We start from the raw sequence: 24,669 nt of genomic DNA on the forward strand, positions 1-24,669 counted from the left end.
ATCAATAAGCTCGTCGCCACTCTACTGAGTTTCCTTTTACTCTGATTCAAATTTATGCCAAGAAGTCTATTGACTTCTGGTAAATCTATTGAGAAGCTAATAGTTAGATTTGCTAATTAATATAAGTGCATCAAACTTGTGACAATACTGACGGGAAAAATAAATCGATCGCAACCTCAAGAAGAACCAAAACCGTTGATTTTGCAAACTCAGGGACTCACACGCCGTTTTGGGAAGTTCACCGCAGTTAATAACCTGAGCATATCTGTAGAACAGGGCGAAGTGTTTGGACTGCTTGGGCCCAATGGCGCAGGGAAAAGTACAGTTATTAAAATGTTGACAACCTTGCTGCCTATCAGTGCAGGGAAAGCAACCTTAGCTGGCTATGATGTGGCTCGTCAATCTAATCCTGTGAGACGGGCTATCGGCTATGTACCCCAAGCGCTCTCTGCTGATGGTAGTCTCACGGGGTACGAAAATCTCTTAATCTTCGCCAAGCTGTATGGAATACCTGCCAAAGGACGCGATCGCCGCATCTATGAAATTCTAGAATACATGGGTTTGCAAGATGCGGCAAAACGTTTGGTACGAAACTACTCTGGTGGGATGATCCGCAAACTGGAAATTGGCATATCAGTTCTCCATCAACCCCAAATTTTGTTTCTTGATGAGCCAACTGTCGGACTAGATCCCATCGCTCGAACTCAAGTATGGCAGCTTGTACTACAACTCTGTGCTGATTACGGCACAACTATATTTTTAACAACCCACTTTTTAGAAGAAGCGGATAGCTTATGTAACCGAGTGGCGATTATGCAGCAAGGTGAAGTCGTTACTACAGGTTCACCAAGGGACTTAAAAGCTTCTTTAAATAACCCAAATGCAACTTTGGATGATGTCTTTATTCACTATACAGGCGACCAGTTAACATCAGGAGTGAACTACCGTGACACAGCAAGAACCAGACGTACTGCTCAACGGTTGGGTTAAAGCACCACCCACTGTCCGAGGAAATTCGATCTCTGCAATTAAAGAGCTAGTTACAAAAACCCTGGCGATCGCTGAATTGGAAATCCGTAAACTCCGCCACGATCCCACTGATTTAGTCGTTCGGGCTGTGCAACCAGCTTTATGGCTCTTAATTTTTGGGCAAGTTTTCGCCCGAACTCGCGCAATTCCTACAGGGAACTTACCCTATTTAGACTTTATTTCTGCTGGCATTTTGGCTCAGAGTATTTTGTTCGTGGCAATTTTTAGTGGTGGAATGACGCTAATCTGGGAGCGAGATTTAGGCATTGTCCATAAATTTTTAGCTAGTCCTACGCCTCGCGTGGCGATGGTGTTGGGCAAAGCCCTAGCATGTGGGGTGAGGTGCTTATCTCAGGTAATATTCATTTACGGATTAGCATTTTTATTAGGTGTCAAACTAAATCTTCATCCCCTAGCTATTCTCCAAGTACTGCTACTAGTCATACTGGGGGCGGGAACATTTTGTATTTTTTCATTAATTATTGGCTGTTTGGTGAAAAGCCGAGAAAGGATGACGGGTATTGGACAATTGTTAACCATGCCCTTATTTTTTGCTAGCAATGCCATATATCCGATCTCGTTGATGCCCAGTTGGTTAAAGTTCATTTCCCATTTAAATCCGTTGACTTATCTGGTTGACGGCTTACGTAGCACCATGCTGTTGAATGGTACTAGCATCTATGGCTTTGGTCTGGATTGTACAATTCTCTTATTAACATTAATAATTTTAGCCATCCTTGGTGGAAAACTTTATCCACGGGTGGCCATGTAACTAGGAGAACAACAAGCCCATGACCTTGGATAAACCTAATCAAGGTGCAACTTCCGAAGAATGTGCCGCTAGAGTAATGGAAACAGTTCCATTAGTGATGCGGTTTATCCGAGCGGATATGCGTGCCCATAGTGCCGCTTTTTTATCTATACCTCAATTGCGATCGCTAGCATTTATCAACCGGAATCCTGGTGCTTCATTATCTGACTTAGCAGAGCATTTAGGTGTCACCTCTGCCACGGCATCAGCAACCATAGAACGCTTGGTACAACGCGACTTCGTGAAACGGATTGCTCATCCTCAAGAGCGGCGGCGGGTGCTGCTCAATTTAACTGAAGATGGAAAACATCATCTCAAGCAATCCCAAGATCAAACTCGCGCTCATATTACCGACTTGCTCAAAGGTCTTTCAGAAGACCAAATTTCCAATATTGAAGAAGGCTTAACTCTACTAAAAAATGTCTTCGAGAAAACAGAACTCAAAGCCCCATAACTTTGAGGTTGCACAACACGATCCCTTTGCAGCCTTTAAGTTTCGAGACTATCGGCTATTTACCATCGGACGGCTGGTGCTGTTCGTGGGGTCGCAAATGCAAACTGTAGCGATTGGCTGGGAACTCTATGAGCGGACTAACTCAGCGATCGCATTAGGTGGTGTAGGGCTAGCGCAAGTCCTACCGATGATTGTTCTCACCTTAATTGCTGGAGATGTAGCCGATCGCCGCGATCGCAAACTCACCATGCTACTCTCGGTAATATTGCTAGCCCTCTGCTCACTAGCTTTGGGTGTACTTTCCTATACTCAGGGTGCAATTTTTCTAATTTACGCCTGTTTGGTATTAACGGGTGTAGCGAGGGCATTCCTCAAACCTGCCAGTGATGCTCTGATGTGGCAATTAATACCTGTCAGCGCCTTTACCAATGCAGCTACTTGGAATAGTAGTAGCTTTCAGTTGGCTGCTGTTATCGGCCCAGCCTTCGGAGGATTTGGGATTGCGCTACTAGGAAGTGCTACAGGGGTTTATCTATTAGCAGCGCTCGCAGCCTTACTGTGTTTTATTTTAACGCTGGCGATCAAAGAGCAAAAAGTCATCCGTTCAACTGAGCCAATCTCACTCCAAGCGCTTGCTGCTGGCGCTAAATTTGTTTGGCAGAATCAGTTGATTTTAGCAGCGATCACATTAGATATGTTTGCAGTATTGTTGGGTGGTGCGATCGCGCTTCTCCCGATTTTTGCCAAAGATATTTTACATGTGGGGCCAGTAGAGTTGGGATATCTCCAAGCAGCCCACTCTATCGGTGCTTTGACTATGGCTATTACCCTGGCGTATTTACCACCGTTACGTAAAGCAGGCCCGTCCTTATTGTGGTCAGTGGTTGGCTTTGGAGTTGTAACAATTATCTTTGGACTTTCTCGTTCCTTTTGGCTATCTATGTTGATGCTGATTCTTGGTGGCGCACTAGATAGCATTAGCGTTGTAATTCGCCATACATTAGTTCAAATCAGAACACCAGATCATTTGCGTGGTCGGGTTGCTGCTATTAATAGCGTGTTTATTAGTGCCTCGAATGAATTAGGGGGCTTTGAATCAGGCTTGACTGCGGCTTTATTTGGCCCAGTGATTTCCGTTGTGGGTGGTGGAATTGGCACAATTGTAGTGGTGATTGCTACGGCAATGATTTGGCCAGGAATTCGCAAGTTAGGGGCTTTACAAGAGTATAAATAGAAGCACTGATCTATTAGATATCAGATAATAAAAATCCCACCTCAGTAAGAGATAACAATTACAATCTTGTAGCTTTTATACGGGTGGGATTTTTGTTTGGCGAAAGTTGCACATTGCGTAATTAGCTGTCTTTGAAAATTTCAAAGAACAGATTGCTCCTATAGCCGAAAAATTACTTAGAGTAGGAGAGTAATAAAGCTGTTCCTTGCCTGCTACATGCAGCCTCTCGCTCAGAAGGATACAAAGAGGCGAACTATGCAGAGTCTCTCATCAAGAATAAAAGGAAGAGATAAGTTAAAAATTATTCGGCGCAAATTTAGAGACAGTTAGTATTATTAGTTACTACAATTGCCTTGCAGGTGTTTGAGATTAGCTCAAAGCAATTTGAGTATAATGGTAGATATAATCCCTGTTTCTAAGCCTCAATTTTGAATAAATACTATAGATTATTTTTATAGGTGAGCATTATGAACAATAACCTTCCAGTAGATCCTAGAAAAGGTTTTAACTTAGCTGGAACTTCAATGAATAAGGAGTCGCCTTTTGTAGAAAATGATGGATTGCTATTGTATCAAGATGGGTGCAAGACTCCAGAGTTTCTAAACTCATCTTTTTGCATACATCTATTTGGTGAACAAGTTATCGTAGATCACTATGTACTGTTGTTTCCTGATTCAGAAACTCTTACAGACTATGGTAAAACTCTCATAAACTATGATGCCAAAATCACCGAGGGGCCAGGAAAATGGCCTGATGATTTTTGTCTTGAGCAAAACCTATTGCCCGAAGATGCAAGTATGTACTTTCTCTCAGCCTTAATGCCGTCAGGCATGATTTTGGTACTCCTTGCACCTAACGCGCCAGATGAACAGATTGCTAGCTTATTCCAGGAGCAAGGTTTTAATACTGTCCATCACGTTGCCATTCTTGTTGATGATATCTATACAGCAGCAGAAGTATGGCAGAAGAAAGGCTTTATTCCTCTGTCTCGAACTCCTCAAGAAGATGATTCCTTGTGCCAATGGTTTTTCCGTAACTGGGCAGGGCAAATCATAGAGCTAATCTGTCGGCGATGTATGGGTAAAGAGACTTTTTCCTGTGAGAATATTGCTGGTTTACGCCTTTCAGAATTGGCAGCCTAAATTTATAATTCGTAATTCGTAATTCGTAATTCGTAATTCGTAATTATTTGGTTAAGTATGCTTTCCGCGACGGTGGTTAGCAGCTTGTAGTAATAGAGACTCTGCAAAAGCGATCGCATCAGTTGCAGATTTACCACCAGCCAACTGCGCTAGTTCTTCCCGACGGGTGTTTAAATTATCCAAGGTAGTAACTCTAACAACGGTACGCTGTTCGGCATTATCATTGTTGGCTTTTTTACCTTTGCCTTGATTGATAGTTTGCTTATCTACACGAAAATGCCGATCGGCCATTGCCGCAACTAAAGGTTGATGCGTAACACATAAGACTTGGTTACGTTGACTTAGCTGGTATAATTTTTCTGCGATCGCTTGGGCTACCCTTCCCGAAACCCCAACATCAATTTCATCAAACACCATTGTTCCAGCTACGTCAACCTGGGAAAAACAAGCTTTTAAAGCCAGTAAAAAGCGGCTCATTTCCCCGCCAGAGGCAACTTCTGTTAACGGTTGTAGTGGTTCTCCAGGGTTGGAGCTAAATGTAAAGGTAATTTTATCTGCTCCCATCGCAGTTGGGAAAGCTGGTAATATTTCAACCATAAACTTCACCTTTTCCATCGCTAGGGGCTTGAGTTCAGCCATCAAACGTGATTCTAAATTAGCCGCCGCCTTACTCCGCAATTGAGTTAACTGATTACTTGCTTGGGTAAGTTTCTCAAAACACGCCTTTTCTTGCTGTTCCAGACTTTCGATAGATTGTTCGCTGTCGTTAAGTTGGGCTAATTCTGCTTGGATACGTTGGTAGTAAGCGATCGCTTCTGTAAGTGTCGGTCCATACTTGCGGCAAATTTGCTTTAACTCCTGAATTCGTTCTTCCACCTCTTCCAACCGCTGCGGATCTGCTTCCAAACCGTCCCCATAAGCATTAATTTGCCTTCCAACTTCCATTACCGCAGCTTGTGCGTCCCGTACCAATTCCAACAGATATTGTAGTTGGGTATCGTATTCCACCATGTTATTTAGTGTCGCCTCACTATCTCCCAATAAATCTGCTGCGGCAGGGGTTTCATGATCGTTTTGATACAAAGCCTGATAAACCTTGTAACTCATTTGTTGTAAATCAACAACATGATTCAGGCGTTCCCGTTCTTGTCCCAACTGTTCCAATTCATTAGGTTCGCCCAGATTCGCTGCTCCCAATTCCTGCACTTGATAAGTAAGCAAGTCGAGTTGTTGCAATCGTTCCCGTTCCGATGTCCGGCGTTTTTCTAGTGCTAAATGCGCCTGTTGATAAGCGCTGAAATTCGTGGCGACTTTATGGCGCTGCTGCATTAGGGAGTCGCCCCCATACAAATCTAACCAGTCGCGGACTTGGGCAGATTGTCCCACTTGCACCGTTTGACCTTGGGCGGTAATTTCCACCAAGCGATCGCGCATTCCTCCCATGATCTGCCGATTTACTAACACACCATTTACCCGCGATCGACTACGGACATTACTTGCAGTGGCTGTAATTTCTCGGCTAATGACTACAGAATTTTCATCAAGTAAATCTATTTCTTGTTCAGTCAACCAAGCCGCTAGGGGTGCGTTTGATGTGAAAGTAGCTTCAACCATCGCCCGACTAGTCCCCGTGCGAATAACTCTACTAGAGACTTTACCGCCCAAAGCGGCATCAATTGCATCCAAGATAATAGATTTTCCAGCGTCGGTTTCACCTGTCAACACATTTAGTCCCGCGCCAAATTCTAATTCCAGTTGGTCAATTAGGGCAAAGTTTTCAATTCGCAGGCAAAGCAACATCAAGCCAAATTCTCCATGAGGGCAGATGCCAGATACTTCTAACTTACAAGACAATAAGTATGATCTTTCAGCAACTAGCAATACCTACTACTATTGAACTAGTATGCCCGTTTAAGTGTAGCAGACCTATTAGTACTAGGGAGTAAGGAAAGCAGAGGGAGATGAGGAAAAAATACCCAATGCCCCATTCCCAATTCCCAATTTCTAAACATATTGTTACAATACTTAATGTGATCGTTCTGACTGGTGGCCTTCTTCATGATTGTTAAGACACTTCCCCCTAGTTCCCGACCGATTCAGGAGGAAAGTCGCAACGGCACAAATCGCCGAAGCGACGAACTCAATGTTATTGATGTAGTACCCGAAGATGGTTTAGTTGTACGCTCGCCAAGACTCTTAGCAGCCCAAAAGGTGAGAATAGCAGCCCAATCTGAGACGCTTTATGATCCTGTGGGCATAGCAGCCCATTACCAAAATAGAAAAGTGCAAGTTTTGCGGCGGATTTTTGCCGTGTTGGGGCCGACTCTATCCTTTGTTTTTGGATTGTGGTCGGATAGTAAACGAGGAATTGTCGTCAAAAATGACCGCCGCCGAGCCACTCAGCTACGAGTATTGCTAACCCAATTAGGGCCTGCTTACATCAAAATTGGCCAAGCTTTGTCCACCAGACCGGATCTAGTTCCTCCCGTATATTTAGAAGAATTAACTAAACTACAAGACCAATTACCGCCTTTCCCCAACGAAATTGCTTACCAGTTTATCAAAGAAGAATTAGGCGCACCTCCAGAAGAGGTTTACGCAGAACTGTCGGCCCAGCCAATTGCTGCGGCTTCATTGGGGCAAGTATATAAAGGTAAGCTAAAAACTGGTGAAGAAGTCGCTGTTAAAGTTCAACGCCCCGACTTAAGAGAGGGAATCACCATTGACTTGTATATCTTGCGTAACCTCGCCGCTTGGGTGCAGAAAAAGGTTAAAAAGGTAAGAAGTGACTTAGTTGGGATTCTCGATGAATTAGGCGATCGCATCTTTGAAGAGATGGACTACATCCATGAGGGTGAAAATGCCGAACGATTTTTTGAGTTATACGGTCACATAAAAGACATATACGTACCGAAAATTTACTGGGAATATACCAATCGTCGCGTCTTGACGATGGAGTGGATTAACGGCACCAAATTAACCCAGACAGAAGAAATTAGCGCCCAAGGAATAGATGCTCGTTATCTAATTGAAGTGGGTGTGCAGTGTTCCCTGCGCCAACTGCTAGAACATGGATTTTTCCATGCAGATCCGCACCCTGGAAATTTGTTAGCGACAACCGATGGCAAATTAGCTTATCTTGACTTTGGGATGATGAGCGAGATTAAACCACCACAGCGTTATGGTTTAATTGAAGCGATCGTCCACGTCGTCAACCGCGACTTTGAAGGATTAGCAAAAGATTACGTTAAATTAGATTTCTTATCACCAGAAACCGATTTAACACCAATTATTCCAGCTTTTGCGAGAGTCTTTGCTGATGCCGAAGGAGCCAGTGTTGCCGATCTTAATATTAAAAGTATCACCGATGAACTATCGGCTTTGATGTATGAATATCCTTTCCGCGTACCGCCCTACTACGCCTTAATTATTCGCTCCCTGGTGACGCTTGAAGGTATTGCAATATATATAGATCCCAACTTTAAAGTCCTCAGCGAAGCTTATCCCTACGTTTCCAAACGTCTGTTAACAGATCCAGCACCGCAATTAAGAGCATCATTGCAAGATTTGTTATTTAAAGATGGCAGATTTCGCTGGAATCGCTTAGAAAACTTATTAAAAAATGCGCGTAATAGTCAAGACTACGACTTTAATTTAGTGCTAAATCAGGGGATAGAATTTCTGTCATCTGAACGCGGTGCTTTTATTCGTGACAAACTAGTAGATGAATCTGTTAACGGACTTGATGCTTTAGGTAAAAATGTTTTGCATAACTTTACCTCCTTGTTGCGAGAACGCGTAGGATTGACAGCAGTGAATAAAACTCCAGCGGCCACAGTTGAACAACAACAAACCTTAGAGCATATCAAACGTATATTAGGTATTCTCCGAGAAACAAGAGGCTTTGACCCAGTGCAAATTACATCCCAAATTGCCCAGTTATTGGTAAATTCAGATGTACAACGTTTAGGTCAACAAATAGCCAACCGCTTCACGCAGAAAGCTGTAGCCAGGTTAATTCGGCAATTATTGGCATCTTAGTAAAAGTTATGAGTTAAAAACTTTATTTAACTCATAAATCATTCATTTTAGCAACTATATAACCCAACTCTTCTAGCTTTTCTAAGACCTTAGTTGCACTTTGAGCAACGCTTTCCTGGTTAGTTTTGCATTCGACTTCAGGACAGAGTGGTATTTCATAAGGATCATCAATACCAGTGAAGTACTTAATTTCCCCTGCTCTTGCTTTTTTATATAACCCTTTTACGTCTCGTTGTTCACAAACTTCTAATGATGCGTTGACGTAAACTTCAATGAAAAATCGAATACTTTGGCGCACTTCTTCTCGAATTTCGCGGTATGGTGAAATTGCTGAAACCAATACAATTACATTATTTCTGGCAAGAAGGTTAGCTACAAAGCCAATGCGCCGAATATTCTCCTCTCGATCCTTTTTGCTGAAACCCAATCCTTTACATAGGTTTTGACGTACTGCATCACCATCCAGAACTTCAACTCTGTATCCCTGTACCCGCAGTTCCTTCTCCACGAATTGACAGATAGTAGTTTTACCTGCACCACTCAGACCAGTGAACCATACTGCCACACCACACTCTTGTTGTCTCATCCTACTTTCGTCGTAAATTTTAAATGGCACACCAAAAAAGCTTTTTTAGGTAATTGTGGGTCAAATAGTAATTTTATTTTTATAATCCTTTTTTATCAGGAATTTCAGCAATTGCAAGGCATCCTATGTCAAGCTTGCTACTTTTACCTCTACTGATTTCAAGTGAAAAATCGCATAATTATACGTATTTAGGCTAAATATTTAATACGAAGCATGGCGATGTAATACGACAGGATACACCTACGCATTTTCTTTACCATAACAACGCAATTTGCGGTTATAGTAACAAAACTTGTCGATCGAGTTTTCAAATTATTAAAGTTTTAACTAATTATTACATTCAGTATATATACAGTTTATTTTTAAATAGAATAGTCTTTATTATAACAATAGATTACCAAACAAGATTTACTGCTAAGACATTATAAAAAACTAAGTTCAAAATATTTGCAAAGTTAGATCCAGTGCAGCTTTATGGCGGCGCGACCTATTTTCTGGGGGCGATTCCTTTAAGTGCTGTTTCTGGTACAGACTTGTTTATTGACAATAATGCCACGCTTAGTGGTCTGTGTGATTAATTCTGAGAGTTTCGTAGTGAGCGATTTATCATTCAACTTCAAGGGTTTTAGCCCTGAATACAAACTTTCACAACTCATCAAAACCAATGACATCAATCACCAATACACTTTGGCATAAATTTGTTCACCTTTAACAAGTTGCTCTGAGCAACTTGTCTACTTAATTGAGGTGATAGCTGGATTTACGCCATGCTGTACTAGCGCTTTGTACCAGTAATTTTCAGGGTTCGTAGTTGGTGATTTACCGCTCTATTTTAAGGGCTAGAGCCACTGAGTATATTTTGTATTTAACTAAGTCTAAAGTTCCTCAACAAAATTTGAAATTTAATTCAACTGATTTATGTTGTCCACTTTTCCCAATACTGCCCCAGAAGAGAATAACTTAATTCAATGTGATGCCGATCAGGGATTTATCTCCTGGCTGAGTCAAGCCGGAGGCTCAGTTGTCATCACCACCTACCAAGCCGGAAAACTAGCACTAGTAGGCTGGAATGGGAAACAGATAACCATGCTGTTACGCCAATTTTCCAAACCAATGGGATTGGCAGTGAATGGTTCACGATTGGCACTGGCTACCCATCATGAAGTCTGTTTATTAGCCAATGCCCCCGACTTAGCTTATGAGTTTTTAGAAGACCAGCCCGGACGCTACGATGCCCTCTACTTGCCACGGATGACATATTTTACAGGCGACCTGAACATTCACGACCTGGAATTTGGCAGAGAAGGGCTGTGGATTGTCAACACCCGCTTTTCGTGTCTTTCTACGTTGAGTCCAGACTTTAGCTTTGTACCGCGCTGGCATCCGAAATTTATTTCTGAAGTAGTGCCAGAAGACCGATGTCACCTGAATGGATTAGCGATGGTGGATGGCAAACCCAAGTATGTGACTGCCCTCGGTGCGACAGATACCGTCGGGGGATGGCGTCCGGGTAAAGCCAACGGTGGAGTTGTAGTGGAAGTAGAGAGCAATGAAATAGTTGTAGATGGATTATCAATGCCCCATTCCCCAATTTGGCATGACGGGTTTTTGTGGTTACTCAACTCTGGTGCCGGGGAAATATGGCGCATTCATCCAGAATCAGGAGACCAACAAGTAGTCTGTGTACTCCCTGGATTTCTGCGGGGGTTGTGCTGTGTAGGGTATTACGCCCTAGTGGGACTATGCCAGATTCGGGAACGGCATATTTTCGGAGGGTTGCCCATAACTCAACGATTTGAGAAGTTGCTCTGTGGTGTGGCAGTTGTGGATTTGCGAAATGGGCAACAGGTGGGGATGCTGAAGTTCACCACAGGCTGTCAAGAACTTTATGATGTACAGTTTCTTGCTGGTGTACAGCGTCCGATGGTTTTGAATCAAGAACGAAAAGAAATCCGCCAAGCATTTACTGCACCAGAGTTGAACTACTGGCTGCGACCGAGTGCAGTTATTCCTAATAACTAAGGAATCTGTCTAATTAGACCGTAATTGTTGAAATAAAAATTTTAGTTTTTTCAGAGGTTTTTTCATGACTGAATTCCAAGTCAATACCACCACCATTGGCAATCAATCTAACTCCACTGTAGCTATAGATGCAGCAGGTAACTTTATTATTTGCTGGCAAAGTGATGGTCAAGACGGAACTAAGATATATGCCCAACGCTATAACACTGACGGGACATCTCAAGGGGACGAATTTCAAGTTAATACTGGCACTACTGGCAATCAATATAATCCCGTAATAGCGATAGATACAGATGGGGATTTTGTTATTTCCTGGCAAAGTGATAGTCAAGACGGGACTGATATGTATGCTCGACGATACGACAGTTCTGGGGTGGCTCAAGGAGGCGAATTTAAGGTTAATACGTACACCACTGGCAATCCATATAGTCCCACAGCAGTAGCGATGGATTCAAGTGGGGACTTTGTTATCTCTTGGATTAGTTTAGAGGAAGGGTTTAGCTATGAGATATATGCTCAACGCTACAACAGTGCTGGGGTGGCTCAAGGGAATGAATTTAAGGTTAATACCTATACCACTAGCGATCAATATAACTCTACAGTCGCAATGGATGCAGATGGGGACTTTGTCATTTCCTGGCAAAGTTTTGGTCAGGACGGGTCTACTAATGGGATATATGCTCAACGCTACAACAATCTTGGGGTGGCTCAAGGGGGTGAATTTAAGGTTAATACCTACACCAGCAACAACCAAGCTAACCCCACGGTCGCAATGGATGCAGATGGGAACTTTGTGATTTCCTGGCAAAGCGATGGTCAAGATGGTTCTATCAATGGGATATATGCCCAACGCTACAACAATCTTGGGGTGGCTCAAGGAGGCGAATTTAAGGTTAATACCTACACCACCAGCGACCAAGCTAATCCCACAGTAGCGATGGATGCAGATGGGAGCTTTGTGATTTCCTGGCAAAGCTTTGGTCAAGATGGTTCTATCAATGGGATATATGCCCAACGCTACAACAATCTTGGGGTGGCTCAAGGGGGCGAATTTAAGGTTAATACCTACACCACCAGCGACCAAACTAACCCCATAGTTGCGATGAATGCAGGGGGTGACTTTGTCGTTTCTTGGCAAAGCGATGGTCAGGACGGGTCTGGTAATGGGATATATGCCCAACTAAACATTAACAATGGCATTCCCCCGATAATCTCTGCTTCCGCCTCTGCACTGGCATACACCGAAAAAACCACTATAGCCATCGACTCAGGCATCACCGTCAGCGACTTAGACTCCCCCAACCTCGCTAGTGCCACCGTCAGCATTACCAGTGGTTTCGCCTCTGCTCAAGACACCCTCGCCTTCACCAACCAAAATGGGATTACGGGCAGCTACGACAGCACCACAGGTGTTTTAACCTTAACTGGCAGTTCCACTGTTGCTAACTATCAAGCCGCACTACGTTCTATTACTTATACCAACAACAGTGATAACCCCAGTCTTACACCTCGTACCATCAGCTTTATAGTTAATGATGGGGCTGCTAATAGTACTGCCATTACCCGCGATATTAATATTACGCCGGTGAATGATGCACCTGTTGCTACTGCCACCAACTCTGCTTTGGCATACACTGAGAACGCCACTACAGTCATTGACTCAGGTATCACCGTTAGCGATGTAGACTCTGCTAACCTAGCTAGTGCCACCGTCAGCATTACCAGTGGTTTCGCCTCTGCTCAAGATACCCTCACCTTCACCAGCCAGAATGGGATTACAGGCAACTACAACAGCAGCACAGGTGTTTTAACCTTAACTGGTAGTGCCACCATTGCTAATTATCAAACTGCACTACGTTCTGTTACTTATACCAACAGTAGTGATAACCCCACTACTACACCTCGTACCGTCAGCTTTGTGGTCAATGATGGGACTGATAATAGTACTGTTGTTACCCGCAATATTAATATTACGGCAGTGAACAATGCGCCCATTGCTACTGCTACCAACTCTGCTCTGGCATACACCGAGAACGCTACTACAGCCATCGATTCAGGCATCACCGTCAGCGATGTAGACTCTGCTAACCTAGCTAGTGCTACTGTCAGAATTAGCAGTGGTTTTATTTCTGCTCAAGATACCCTCGCCTTCACTAATCAAAATGGGATTATGGGCAGCTACAACAGCAGCACAGGTGTCTTAACCTTAACTGGCAGTGCCACCGTTGCTAATTATCAAACCGCACTACGTTCCATTACTTATACCAATAGCAGTGATAACCCCAGTCTTACACCTCGTACCGTCAGCTTTGTAATTAATGATGGGGCTGCTAATAGTACTGCCATTACTCGCGATATTAATATTACGGCGGTGAATGATGCGCCTGTTGCTGTTAACGATAGCATCACCACAAAAAGAAACATACCCGTTATTATTAGTGCTACTACTCTGTTAAGCAATGATAAAGATGTCGATGTTAGTGATGTTTTGAGTATTACTGACTTCACCCAACCTAGCCAAGGAAGCTTAGTTAACAACAATGACGGTACTTACACTTATACCCCTGCCCAAAACTATTATGGCTTCGATAGCTTCACTTACAGTATAAGTGATGGGCACGGAGGCAATAGTACTGCTACCGTCAACTTGACTATTAATCAATACAATGTGATTAATGGTACTTTGGGTGCAGACAACCTGAATGGTACAGTCAATATTGATGTCATCTCAGGATTGCAGGGCAATGACACGCTCCAAGGACTAGCTGATAATGACACCCTTGATGGCGGCGATGGGAATGATTCCTTAGATGGTGGTGCAGGAGTTGACAGTCTCATCGGTGGTAAAGGCAATGATATTTATATCGTAGACAACCTGAACGATATTATTATTGAAGCCTTAAATGCAGGCACAGATTTAGTTAAGTCTTCCGTGAGTTGGGTGTTGGGAAATAACCTGGAGAACTTAACCCTGACTGGAAGTGGGTCAATCAATGGTACTGGTAATAGCTTTAATAACATCTTTATTGGCAATACTGGCGCTAACATTTTGAGTGGAGAAAATGGCAACGATAACCTTTTTGGTGATTCCGACAATGACACCTTGTTAGGTGGTGCAGGCAATGATACCTTAGATGGCGGTTTAGGAGCTGATAGTCTTGATGGTGGAATCGGTAATGACATTTATACTGTAGATAACGCGAACGATATTATTATCGAAGGCTTAAATGCAGGTACAGATTTAGTTAAGTCTTCGGTGAGTTGGGTGTTGGGAAATAACTTGGAGAACTTGACCTTGACTGGAAGTGGGGCAATCAATGGTACTGGTAACAGTCTTAAGAACATCTTGATTGGAAATACTGGCGCTAACATCTTGAGTGGAGAAGATGGCAATGATAGCCTAATTGGTGGTTCCGGTAATGACACCTTGTTAGGCGGTGCAGGTGATGACACCTTGGATGGAGGTTTAGGATCTGATAGTCTTAATGGTGGAGCTGGCAATGACATTTACACTGTAGACAACGTAAACGACTCGATTATTGAAGGCTTAAATTCAGGCACAGATTTAATTAAGTCTTCGGTGAATTGGGTGTTGGCAGATAACCTGGAGAACTTGACCCTGACTGGAAGTGGGGCAATCAATGGTACTGGTAATAGCCTTAATAACATCCTGACAGGAAATAGTGGTGCTAACACGTTGAATGGAGTTGATGGCAACGATAGCCTCTTTGGTAGCTCAGGTAATGACACCTTGTTAGGCGGTGTAGGTGATGACTCCTTGAATGGAGGTGCAGGGACTGACAGTCTTGATGGTGGAGTCGGTAATGATATTTACACTGTAGACAACGTAAACGACTTGATTATTGAAGGCTTAGATGCAGGCACAGATTTAGTCAATTCTTCGGTGAATTGGGTGTTGGGAAATAACCAGGAGAATTTGACTCTGACTGGAACCGGAGCAATCAATGGTACTGGTAATAGCCTTAATAACATCCTGATGGGAAATAATGCTGCTAACACGTTAACAGGAGGAGATGGCAATGATAGCCTCTTTGGTAACTCAGGCAATGACACCTTGTTCGGTAGTGCAGGTGACGATATAATCGCTGGTGGAGTTGGTCGAGATGTATTGACTGGTGGAACTGGACAAGATAGCTTCAACCTAACTGGTACCCGTACTGGAGGGTATGATACGATCGCTGATTTTACTCTTGGAGAGGATACTATCTTGATTTCCAAGGCTGAATTCGGACTGGTTCAATCTCAAAATACTACGCTCGATCCGAGCTTATTTCGACTTGGTACCACCGCGATCGCAGCGAGCGATCGCTTTATGTACGATCAAACTACGGGTAATCTTTTCTTTGACGCGGATGGAACTGGTAAGACTGCACAAGTTCTTCAAATTGCCCAGTTCTCCAATCAGGTGGCGCTTAGTAGTGCAAATATTACTATCATTGCCTAACGCAAGCTAACTATAGCAAGCATTGAGAGATTACCCAGTAAGAGACAGATCAACTCTTGCTGGGTAATCTTTTATAAATACACATTTGAGTGCAATATAACTGCAAACTTTTAACTTTCCTCTTGGGAATAACCATTTTTCTCGCGTTTGAGGGTTTCTTCTAAGGCTTGAATTTGTTCGCGTCTGGCTTCCAATTCTAAGGAACGCCTTGCTAAGTCTTGGTTTTGCAACGTCAGGGATTGTCGCCAATGTTCTGCTCGCTCGGCCTCATGCTGCAAAAACTCTGGGGTAATGCCGATGGTGAGGTAGTTTTGTACTAGATGCAGTACCCAGTTGGTGGCGTCTTCTAGTCTTTCAATATCGCCTGTAGGAGAAAGTTCGACTAAAACAAGCAAGTTCTCACTCATGATCTTTCCCTTTCCCAGCAAAATGAAAGCCTCTTCGGGAATTATCGCCCACAAGTTATCAGCTTCTTGACGCGCCAATAAGCGTAACTGGTGCTGGTCTAAAAAATCGTTTTTACGCACCTGGGCTAGATATAGCATGAGGTAGCTTCGCTCCAATTCAAAATTCAAAATTCAAAAAAAATTTAATAAAAAAATAAATACCAGAATGGATATTTGGATCTTGTTAATTGGTAATGGGTAATTGGGAATTATAAACACTCCTATTACCCATTACAGTTATCCTAAGCTAAGCAGGCGATCGCTAAGACAAACCCTGAAGGCGATCGCGCAAAATTTCTGCTTGTTTCTGTGCTTCTGCTAAGGCATCCCGCGCTCCCTGTACCACGTCGGCTCTAGCTCTATCTACAAAACTAGGATTGTTTAATCTGGTACTCAGAGATTGAACTTCTGCTTCGGCTTTACTCAAGCTTTTCTCTAGTTTGGCACGGACAGCTTCAATATCTACTACGCCGCTCAAAGGAATTAGCACTTGTATTGTACCAATCACACCTGCGATCGCATTTTCTGGTTCTTGTGGTTGTTTTAATTCACTCTGCGGGAAAAAGCGTCTCCATAACTTAAGTCTCGCTTGAGCAGTTAGTAAATTTTGGCTAACAAACCAGGCTGTGTAACCAAAACCAACTAGTTCAAAGAAAGTTCCGACGAGGGGAGTGTCATCAATGGCATACCCCACAGCTAAACCCAATCTACCAAATACAATGGCCACAATAATTAAGCCAATTGTCTTCAAACCCCTTTGAGGTTTTTTGGCAGCAACAGTTTGGTTTTGTTGTTTGTCAGTAATGATTAAAGTCTCAACCTTTGCCAAATCTTTAATATAAGACTGTCCAGCAGTAAGGATTTCCCGCTCTTTCTCACTTTCAGTTTGTAAATTCGCTGTCACTTTTACGCCTGGTTTAATATCCGCTTCAGCCCGCAAATTCCGAATTGTGCGGATAGTACCAATCAGCAATTCAAACTGTTCTTCTAAAGCTATATCAACTAGGTTGACATCTATCTGGGGATAGGTTTGTAATGGTAAAGTTTGCGGTGAATCTGCTGATTGTTGGGTGAGAGTTTGCCATATTTCCTCAGTAATATGCGGCATGAAGGGATGAAGCAGTTTCAAAATCCCTTCTAGCACGTAGGCAAGAGTTTGCTCTGCTACCCGCCTTGATGCGGAGTCTGCACCTGTTTGCAACCTAGATTTCACCAGTTCAATATATTGATCGCAGAAATCACCCCAGATGAATTCGTACAATCCCTTAGCTGCTTCCCCTAAACCATAATTATCGATGTAATTGGTGGTTTGTTTGACAACTTGATGATACCGCGAGATAATCCAGCGATCGCTCAATTCTGTGGCGACTGGATTTCCCAATTGTTGCGGCGTTTGTCCATCCAAATTCATCATCACAAACCGGGCAGCATTCCACAACTTGTTTGCAAAGTTGCGGGATGCTTCTACAGATGCCGATTCATCCTTTTTGCGATCATACTCCAGGCGAATATCTTGACCCGCGCCAGCCACCTCCCTAATTAAGGTATACCGCAGGGCATCAGTACCATATTTGTCAATTAATAACAACGGGTCAATCCCATTACCTTTGGTCTTTGACATCTTCTGACCTTTTTCATCCAGCACCAAGCCATGAATGTAAACTGTTTGGAAAGGCATTTGCTGCGTAAAATGCCCAGCCATCATAGTCATTCTGGCTACCCAGAAAAAGATAATGTCAAAGCCTGTTACCAAAGTGGTAGTCGGGTAGTAAGTTGCTAAATCTTGAGTTTGTTCTGGCCAGCCCAAAGTAGAAAACGGCCAAAGTCCAGAAGAAAACCAAGTATCCAGAACATCTGGATCTTGTTCTAACTTGACATTTTCGCCAAATTGTAATTTAGCTTTCTCCCAAGCTTCAGTTTCCGATTTTGCGACTACAAACGGCGTGTTATCGGTAATTTGCCCATCTGTTTCACTGACAGCGTACCAAGCAGGAATTTGGTGTCCCCACCATAATTGGCGAGAGATACACCAATCAGTAAGTTTTACTAGCCAATCACGATAAACCTTTGTCCAGCGTTGGGGGACAAACTCTGGAGAAGTTTGCTGGTCGAGGAATTCGAGAGTGTTGTCAGCTAGGGGGCGAATTTTGACGAACCACTGAGTCGAGAGGAGGGGTTCAATAGGTACTTTACCGCGATCGCTGTAGGGAACGGTATGCTTATAATCTTCGATCTTCACCAAAAAGCCATCTGCTTCTAGGCGAGAAACCACATTCTTTCTAGCAACAAAGCGGTCTTGTCCTTGAAACTCCCCAGCATTGGCGTTGAGAGTGCCGTCTTTGTTCATGATGTTGATGAACGGCAGATTGTGACGCTTACCCATGTCAAAATCATTTGGGTCATGGGCGGGAGTTATTTTCACGCAACCTGTACCGAAAGTGGGGTCAACATATTCATCGCCAATGATCGGAATTTCTCGTTGTAGAATTGGCAGAGTTAAAGTTTTGCCAATGAGATGTTTGTAGCGATCGTCATTGGGATTAACTGCTACTGCTGTATCACCCAGCATCGTTTCTGGTCGAGTTGTCGCCACCTCTACAAAACCGGAACCATCGGTGAGGGGATAGCGGAAGTGCCAGAGATTTCCATTCACCTCTTGATTTTCTACTTCCACATCAGACACAGCCGACTGAGAAGCGGGACACCAGTTAACTAAATATTCACCACGATAAATTAAGCCTTCTTCGTAGAGGCGAGTAAATGCCTCGACAACAGCTTTGGATAAACCCTCATCCAGAGTAAACCTTTCCCGTGACCAGTCCACCGAGACACCCAAGCGTCGTAGCTGATTCAGAATCGTTCCCTCAGACTCCGCCTTCCATTGCCAAGCGCGTTCTAGAAACTTCTCGCGCCCCAACTCGTAGCGAGTCTTACCCTCTTTTTTGAGTTGCTTTTCTAGCATACTATGCACAGCAATGCTGGCGTGGTCAGTTCCGGGTAGCCATAGGGTATTACGTCCCTGCATCCGGTGGTAGCGCACGAGAGTATCAATCAACGCACTTTCAAAAGCGTGACCCATGTGCAAACTGCCTAGGACATTTGGGGGGGANATGACGATGCAGTAGGGTTCGCCGCCTTTGCTGGGGTCAGCTTTGTAAACTTGATTGTCTTCCCAGAATTTTTGCCACTTGGCTTCGGTGGAAAAGGGGTCGTAGAGACTGGGGAGATTGGGAATGGTTGCGGTCATGCTGGGAAAACTAAGGAAGGACTTTTATAAATTTTGCCATAGGGTTGGAGGGGGATTATGGAAACGAACCGCAGAGGCGCAGAGAACGCGGAGGGAAGAGAGTTAGGAGAGGAGATGAATCAGCTTACGGGTAAGGTGATTGGGACGGCGATTGAGGTACATAGGGTGTTGGGGCCAGGGTTTTTGGAGGAGGTGTATAAGGAGGCGATAATTATAGAATTTTTCAGGTGCGGGATACTTCATCTAGTTGAGAAGTCGGTAACAGTCAATTACAAAGGACATGAATTTGGTAAGGGTAGATTAGATTTTCTGGTTGCTAATTGTCTAATTGTGGAATTAAAAGCTGTCCAAAATTTAGCCCCAAACCACGAAGCTCAAGTCCTCTCCTACCTTAAAATGACTAATTACCCCCTTGCTCTCCTGATTAACTTTAACGTCCCCCTCCTCAAAGACGGTATCAAACGTATTATCCTCTCTTAATCTCCCTGCGCTCTCTGCGCCTCTGCGGTTCGTTAAACCAAACCCATGAATCAAACACCCTCCCCTTGGAAATTCATCCCCACCCTCTACTTTTCCTCCGGCATACCTTACATCATCATCAACACAGTTTCCGTAATCTTTTACAAAAAACTCGGAATCGATAACGCCCAAATTGCCCTTTGGACAAGCTTCCTCTATCTACCTTGGGTCATCAAAATGTTTTGGGCCCCAATCATTGATATTTACTCTACCAAACGCAAATGGATACTCTATACCCAATTTGCCATGTTTTGCTGCTTAGGCTTAATAGCCTTCTCTTTACAACTGCCAAATTTCTTTTTCATTTCCCTTGCAGCATTAACAATAGGAGCATTTATTTCTGCAACTTATGACATTGCCACAGATGGCTTTTACCTCATCGCTTTATCTCCAGAACAACAAGCGTTTTTTGTAGGCATTCGTTCGCTTTGTTATAGACTTGCCGTAATCTTTGGCTCTGGGATATTAGTAGTGTTAGCAGGACAGCTTGAAGTCTCTCTCAACAACATTCCTTTAAGCTGGACTATTTCTATTGGCTTCTCAGCTTTAATTTTAGCAATTCTGTTTATTTCTCATCGCCTAATTTTACCATTACCTGAATCAGATAACCGACAACAAATACAAGCTAGAGAAAATATACCCTTTTGGTCAATTATTAGCTCATATTTTGCTCAAGATAAAATTATCAGTATTTTAGCCTTTATCTTGCTCTACAGATTTGGCGAAGCAATGCTTGTCAAAATAGCCTCTTTATTTTTATTGGACAAACCAGAAGTAGGAGGCTTAGGACTATCAACATCAGATGTTGGGTTAGTCTACGGGACATTTGGGGTTATATCTCTAATTTGTGGAGGAATTTTAGGAGGCTTGCTAATCTCTAAATATGGATTAAAAAAATGTCTTTTTCCTATGGCTTTAGCATTAAACTTGCCTGATATATTTTATGTATATATGGCTTACACTAAACCTTCGCTAACATTAATATATCCCTTGGTTTCGTTGGAGCAATTTGGTTATGGTTTTGGATTTACAGCTTTTAGTGTTTATTTAATGTATATTTGCCAAGGTGAATATAAAACTTCTCATTTTGCTATCTCCACAGGCATAATGGCTTTAGGAATGATGTTACCAGGTTTAATTAGCGGTTATCTGCAAAAAGCACTTGGTTATCCATTATTTTTTGTCTTGGTTTGTTTGCTGACCATTCCTGGAATGATTGCTATCTTTTTTATACCTTTAAAAGAAGAACCGAAGCGTCAAAATAATTAATATGATTACCAATCATGAGTTATGTTTTGGGAATAGATGGCGGCGGTAGCAAAACTGTTTGTGTCTTGATGGATGATTTATATCAAGTGCTAGGTCGTGGTGAAGCTGGGCCATCTAATTATCAGAGTATAGGAAGAGAAGCAACTTTACAATCTATTCAATCAGCAATTCAAAATGCTTTTGAGGCAGCAATAATTACAAATACTGATAAGATTGACGCAATATGTTTGGGTTTAGCGGGTGTAGGTCGTGCAGCAGATATTGAAGTAGTAAAAGATTTAGTTAAAGAATTACAGAATAGCAAATTGCCTATTTTCTGGGCATTGCAATCAGCGAATATTGTAATTTGTAACGATGCTTTAATTGCTTTAGTTGGTGGAATTGGTCAGTCTGTAGGAATTGTGGTTGCAGCTGGCACTGGTTCGATAGTTTTTGGACGAAATCATCAGGGACATACTAAGCGAGTCGGCGGCTGGGGTTATATTTTAGGAGATGAGGGTAGCGCCTATAAAATTGCGATCGCAGGTATGAACGCAGCATTAAAATCTTATGATGGACGGGAAATGTCAACGAGTTTGATAGAGGGTTTCAAACAGCATCTTGATTTGGAAAGTATAGAAGATTTAATAGAATTAGTATATCGCCGACAATGGGGAGTTAAACAGATAGCTGCTTTAGCACCAGTTGTAGATTTTGCAGCCGCATCAGGTGATATAGTAGCGAATATCATAATTGATGATGCTGTCAAAGAGTTAGTAAAAGCTACATCTATAGTAATTGATGCAATTTTTAGTGTTGACTCAGTTTTGGAAGTAGTGACAACAGGAAGTGTGTGGCGCGGTAGATGCAAGATCCATGAAAGATTTGCAGCGTCTCTTATTAAGGAGTTTCCTAATGTAAGCGTGATTTTTCCGAGGCATGAACCTGCTTATGGTGCTGGTTTGTTAGCGTTGCAAACAACTCAAAATTGACACGAAGAAACCAATAATATAAGTTTTTAGTCTGCAAATATGCGCCCCAAGAAAGTTATTATTTCAGACCAAGCTGCGGTGGTAGCACTAGAATCATAACGATAACCGTCGTCGCGCATAAATGTATGTTCTGCTTCATACAAGAAAACTTGGTGAGCTATGTTAGCATTTTCAATTGCTTTTATTATGATTTGGCGATCGCTCTCTGGTATATGAGGGTCAAGAGTACCGAACACCATTAGCATCTCACCTCGTATTTCACTTACTCTCTGGATTGTATCGGCTACCTCTTTACCCAGTTTACCACTGGGAATACCAGTAGGGTAACAGCAGACACAAGCCCGAATTTCGTTTTGAAATGCTGCACGGAAAGCTAAATGTCCACCTATACAAAAGCCGAGAGTGCCTATTTTATTTGAAGAAACTGCACTCTCTGTTTTCAGAAATTCAATCACAGCAAGGCAATCGGCATCATAATCAGCTACGGAGGTTCGACGCGCATCGTCATTACCGCGCATCCTTCCCAGATCGTCTGGCTCAATTACTGAACCAACTGGCTCAATTCGGTGAAAAATTTCTGGGGCTGCCACCACATAGCCGTATCCTGCTAAGTAATTAGCTAGACGAATCATTGGATCGCCTAACTGATAAATATCACTGTAGAAGACAATACCAGGGTATTTTCCTGCTGCTTTGGGAGCCGCTACATAAACACGCATTAAGCTGCCATCTACTCTTAACTCAACGTTGCGCTTGGTGATTTGCACTTTTTTGTCTCTGTGTTCCGCTTGCTGTCATTAGCTTCTACACTATAGCGCCGCAGCATCCGGTTACTTTCAACCCACAATTTGGCGTTCTTTTACTATCACTGCGATCGCTTAATATCCCCCAGTGAAAGTTTGTTGCGATCGCCTGAATACAACCGTTTTCTTCGCGACGCTAGGCTAGTTATAAATCACACCAATAATTAGTAAAGGGGATGGATGACATTCGCTTGCTGCAAAGCACCCATCCCCGAATAGCTGCCCAGATTATGAACCTGGAATCTATAGTCCGGTATCTAATCATCCCAGTATCGGCCGAGATATGTCGATTGTCACTGGGATAGATACTGATTTAAAAGATATCTACCAAAAGATGCGTTGTTGATTAACCCCTTTTTCTCTCTCCCATCGCCAACAGGGCTGTCCCGTAAGCTGCTTCTGTGTACACTGACGCTACTACAGGAGTCTGCAAATGATGCGCCCTAATTGCAGTCCAAGTATGATTAGCCGCGCCACCGCCAGCAGTATAAACACGACTCAGATTGTCTGCGCCCATCTGCTGTAATAATTCATATCCTTGCGCTTCTATGCGGGCAATGCTTTCTAATAACCCATGCAAAAATTCCACTGGATTATCTGGGCGTGGTGACAAACGTGGGGCTAGATTGGGATCGTTAATCGGAAAGCGATCGCCTACCCTCAACAACGGATAATAATCTAAATCGCTAGGTTTTGATGGATCAATCTCCCGGCTAAGGCTTTCTAACTCAGCGTTTGTGAAAAATTGCTTGAGTACAGCACCCCCAGTATTAGAAGCACCCCCAGTCAGCCACAAATCCCCCAAGCGATGACTGTAAATCCCATATCTGGCATCTTCTACACGGGTACGACTTAACAACTTTAGTACCAACGTTGAACCAAGGGAAGTCACGGCTTCACCAGGTAATTTTGCGCCACTGGCAATAAAAGCCGCAATACTATCAGTTGTACCTGCACACACCAGACAATTACGGCCCAAACCGAACTTATCCTCAATTTCAGGACGCAATTCTGCAACAGGAGTACCAGGAGGTAAAACTTTGGGTAGCTGAATCGGTATTTGCAAATTTTCTAGCCATTCTGGGTATTTCAACCCCTCCACGTCATAACCCAGCTTTAAAGCATTATGGTAATCACTAATTCCCAACTGTCCATGTAGGAGAAACGCCAGCCAATCTGCTTGATGCAGGAAATATCTAGCTTCACTAAATGAGGGTAATTGTCTCATCCACAAAAGTTTGGCTAGGCTGGAGGTGGCACTCAACACGGTATGATTAGAGGGTGCGATATTCCTCAAATCCTCTAGGACAGATGATCCCCGCGCATCGTTGTACAGCAGTGGTGCATCTGTTGGATTGCCAGCAGCATCGACTAGTAAGACAGTGGAAGAAGTCCCATTAATTGCGATCGCTTTAATTTCTCGCCGCAATTTCTCAGGTATTTGTTCCACCAGCGCAAACAAAGCCTCCTGCCAAATTTTTGGCGTAACGGCGGCTGGTGAGTCCTGGAAGGCATATCGTACCTCAACTTGAATAGAACAAGCTTCCTCGTCAATAACTGCACCGCGTGCGCCAGATGTGCCGAAGTCGATACCCAAATATAAATTCATATTTTTATAAATTTTTCTAAG

Annotated in this window: 17 protein-coding genes; 11 read left to right on the top strand and 6 right to left on the bottom strand. The window is 43.1% G+C overall.

What is annotated here, in order from left to right; translation table 11 throughout:
* Positions 1 to 138 precede the first annotated feature (138 nt).
* The 5 genes from QUD05_RS14955 (at position 139) to QUD05_RS14975 (ending at position 4,670) form a co-directional block, all read left to right on the top strand.
* Positions 139 to 990 carry an ABC transporter ATP-binding protein gene (locus tag QUD05_RS14955; RefSeq protein WP_289796751.1) on the top strand — a complete coding sequence of 284 codons (852 nt, stop codon included), beginning with the start codon at positions 139 to 141 and terminating at the stop codon, positions 988 to 990.
* Positions 947 to 1,801 carry an ABC transporter permease gene (locus tag QUD05_RS14960; RefSeq protein WP_289796752.1) on the top strand — a complete coding sequence of 285 codons (855 nt, stop codon included), beginning with the start codon at positions 947 to 949 and terminating at the stop codon, positions 1,799 to 1,801. Before QUD05_RS14955 ends, QUD05_RS14960 begins: the two co-directional genes overlap by 44 nt.
* Before the next feature lie 19 nt (positions 1,802 to 1,820).
* On the top strand, positions 1,821 to 2,294 hold the full coding sequence (locus QUD05_RS14965) for a MarR family winged helix-turn-helix transcriptional regulator (protein ID WP_012410989.1): 474 nt from the start codon (positions 1,821 to 1,823) through the stop codon (positions 2,292 to 2,294).
* Positions 2,260 to 3,528 (top strand): MFS transporter, encoded by a 1,269-nt coding sequence (locus QUD05_RS14970; protein WP_289796753.1) that lies wholly within the window; start codon positions 2,260 to 2,262, stop codon positions 3,526 to 3,528. The genes QUD05_RS14965 and QUD05_RS14970 overlap by 35 nt, the downstream gene beginning before the upstream one ends.
* A gap of 467 nt (positions 3,529 to 3,995) precedes the next feature.
* Positions 3,996 to 4,670 (top strand): VOC family protein, encoded by a 675-nt coding sequence (locus QUD05_RS14975; protein WP_289796754.1) that lies wholly within the window; start codon positions 3,996 to 3,998, stop codon positions 4,668 to 4,670.
* A 51-nt stretch (positions 4,671 to 4,721) separates the two neighbouring features.
* Here the strand turns inward: QUD05_RS14975 and recN are convergent, their stop codons facing one another.
* On the bottom strand, positions 4,722 to 6,470 hold the full coding sequence (gene recN / locus QUD05_RS14980; RefSeq protein WP_289799975.1) for a DNA repair protein RecN: 1,749 nt from the start codon (positions 6,468 to 6,470) through the stop codon (positions 4,722 to 4,724).
* Positions 6,471 to 6,728: 258 nt separating this feature from the next.
* Here recN and QUD05_RS14985 point away from each other — a divergent pair, with 258 nt between their 5' ends.
* A complete protein-coding gene (locus QUD05_RS14985; RefSeq protein WP_289796755.1) occupies positions 6,729 to 8,711 on the top strand; it encodes an ABC1 kinase family protein in 1,983 nt (660 codons plus the stop codon).
* Positions 8,712 to 8,742: 31 nt separating this feature from the next.
* Here the strand turns inward: QUD05_RS14985 and cysC are convergent, their stop codons facing one another.
* A complete protein-coding gene (gene cysC / locus QUD05_RS14990; protein WP_289799976.1) occupies positions 8,743 to 9,315 on the bottom strand; it encodes an adenylyl-sulfate kinase in 573 nt (190 codons plus the stop codon).
* 900 nt (positions 9,316 to 10,215) lie between these two features.
* On the opposite strand from cysC, the gene QUD05_RS14995 reads away from it, so the two are divergent.
* Both QUD05_RS14995 and QUD05_RS15000 read left to right on the top strand, forming a co-directional pair.
* On the top strand, positions 10,216 to 11,319 hold the full coding sequence (locus tag QUD05_RS14995; protein WP_289796756.1) for a TIGR03032 family protein: 1,104 nt from the start codon (positions 10,216 to 10,218) through the stop codon (positions 11,317 to 11,319).
* 64 nt (positions 11,320 to 11,383) lie between these two features.
* Positions 11,384 to 15,784, top strand: a complete 4,401-nt coding sequence (locus QUD05_RS15000; RefSeq protein WP_289796757.1) for a beta strand repeat-containing protein — start codon at positions 11,384 to 11,386, stop codon at positions 15,782 to 15,784.
* A 110-nt stretch (positions 15,785 to 15,894) separates the two neighbouring features.
* Here QUD05_RS15000 and QUD05_RS15005 read toward each other — a convergent pair whose 3' ends face one another.
* Both QUD05_RS15005 and QUD05_RS15010 read right to left on the bottom strand, forming a co-directional pair.
* A complete protein-coding gene (locus QUD05_RS15005; protein WP_289796758.1) occupies positions 15,895 to 16,329 on the bottom strand; it encodes an HmpF-related protein in 435 nt (144 codons plus the stop codon).
* 163 nt (positions 16,330 to 16,492) lie between these two features.
* Positions 16,493 to 19,477 carry a valine--tRNA ligase gene (locus QUD05_RS15010; protein WP_289796759.1) on the bottom strand — a complete coding sequence of 995 codons (2,985 nt, stop codon included), beginning with the start codon at positions 19,475 to 19,477 and terminating at the stop codon, positions 16,493 to 16,495.
* Positions 19,478 to 19,534: 57 nt separating this feature from the next.
* Between QUD05_RS15010 and QUD05_RS15015 the strand changes: the two genes are divergently transcribed.
* Genes QUD05_RS15015 through QUD05_RS15025 form a run of 3 tightly spaced genes read left to right on the top strand, consistent with a single transcriptional unit; the run spans position 19,535 to position 22,236 of the window.
* Complete coding sequence (locus QUD05_RS15015) at positions 19,535 to 19,957, top strand: GxxExxY protein (RefSeq protein WP_289796760.1); 423 nt, start codon at positions 19,535 to 19,537, stop codon at positions 19,955 to 19,957.
* A 45-nt stretch (positions 19,958 to 20,002) separates the two neighbouring features.
* Positions 20,003 to 21,265 (top strand): MFS transporter, encoded by a 1,263-nt coding sequence (locus tag QUD05_RS15020; protein ID WP_289796761.1) that lies wholly within the window; start codon positions 20,003 to 20,005, stop codon positions 21,263 to 21,265.
* A gap of 14 nt (positions 21,266 to 21,279) precedes the next feature.
* Positions 21,280 to 22,236, top strand: coding sequence for an N-acetylglucosamine kinase (locus QUD05_RS15025; protein ID WP_289796762.1), 957 nt, complete (start codon positions 21,280 to 21,282; stop codon positions 22,234 to 22,236).
* A gap of 26 nt (positions 22,237 to 22,262) precedes the next feature.
* Here the strand turns inward: QUD05_RS15025 and QUD05_RS15030 are convergent, their stop codons facing one another.
* Positions 22,263 to 23,003, bottom strand: coding sequence for a dienelactone hydrolase family protein (locus tag QUD05_RS15030; protein WP_289796763.1), 741 nt, complete (start codon positions 23,001 to 23,003; stop codon positions 22,263 to 22,265).
* Positions 23,004 to 23,385: 382 nt separating this feature from the next.
* On the bottom strand, positions 23,386 to 24,648 hold the full coding sequence (locus QUD05_RS15035) for an FGGY-family carbohydrate kinase (protein WP_289796764.1): 1,263 nt from the start codon (positions 24,646 to 24,648) through the stop codon (positions 23,386 to 23,388).
* Between the last annotated feature and the right edge of the window lie 21 nt (positions 24,649 to 24,669).

It is taken from the genome of Nostoc sp. GT001 (assembly GCF_030382115.1).
In the GTDB taxonomy this organism is placed as follows: Bacteria; Cyanobacteriota; Cyanobacteriia; order Cyanobacteriales; family Nostocaceae; genus Nostoc.

What these genes read in the sequence shown, in the direction of transcription:
- QUD05_RS15025 (WP_289796762.1), top strand. Translation starts at nt 21,280, where the DNA reads ATGAGTTATGTTTTGGGAATAGATGGCGGCGGTAGCAAAACTGTTTGT.
- QUD05_RS14985 (WP_289796755.1), top strand. Translation starts at nt 6,729, where the DNA reads ATGATTGTTAAGACACTTCCCCCTAGTTCCCGACCGATTCAGGAGGAA.
- QUD05_RS15000 (WP_289796757.1), top strand. Translation starts at nt 11,384, where the DNA reads ATGACTGAATTCCAAGTCAATACCACCACCATTGGCAATCAATCTAAC.
- QUD05_RS15035 (WP_289796764.1), bottom strand. Translation starts at nt 24,648, where the DNA reads ATGAATTTATATTTGGGTATCGACTTCGGCACATCTGGCGCACGCGGT.
- recN (WP_289799975.1), bottom strand. Translation starts at nt 6,470, where the DNA reads ATGTTGCTTTGCCTGCGAATTGAAAACTTTGCCCTAATTGACCAACTG.
- QUD05_RS14995 (WP_289796756.1), top strand. Translation starts at nt 10,216, where the DNA reads ATGTTGTCCACTTTTCCCAATACTGCCCCAGAAGAGAATAACTTAATT.
- QUD05_RS14970 (WP_289796753.1), top strand. Translation starts at nt 2,260, where the DNA reads ATGTCTTCGAGAAAACAGAACTCAAAGCCCCATAACTTTGAGGTTGCA.
- QUD05_RS15005 (WP_289796758.1), bottom strand. Translation starts at nt 16,329, where the DNA reads ATGCTATATCTAGCCCAGGTGCGTAAAAACGATTTTTTAGACCAGCAC.
- QUD05_RS15020 (WP_289796761.1), top strand. Translation starts at nt 20,003, where the DNA reads ATGAATCAAACACCCTCCCCTTGGAAATTCATCCCCACCCTCTACTTT.
- QUD05_RS14965 (WP_012410989.1), top strand. Translation starts at nt 1,821, where the DNA reads ATGACCTTGGATAAACCTAATCAAGGTGCAACTTCCGAAGAATGTGCC.
- QUD05_RS14975 (WP_289796754.1), top strand. Translation starts at nt 3,996, where the DNA reads ATGAACAATAACCTTCCAGTAGATCCTAGAAAAGGTTTTAACTTAGCT.
- QUD05_RS15015 (WP_289796760.1), top strand. Translation starts at nt 19,535, where the DNA reads ATGGAAACGAACCGCAGAGGCGCAGAGAACGCGGAGGGAAGAGAGTTA.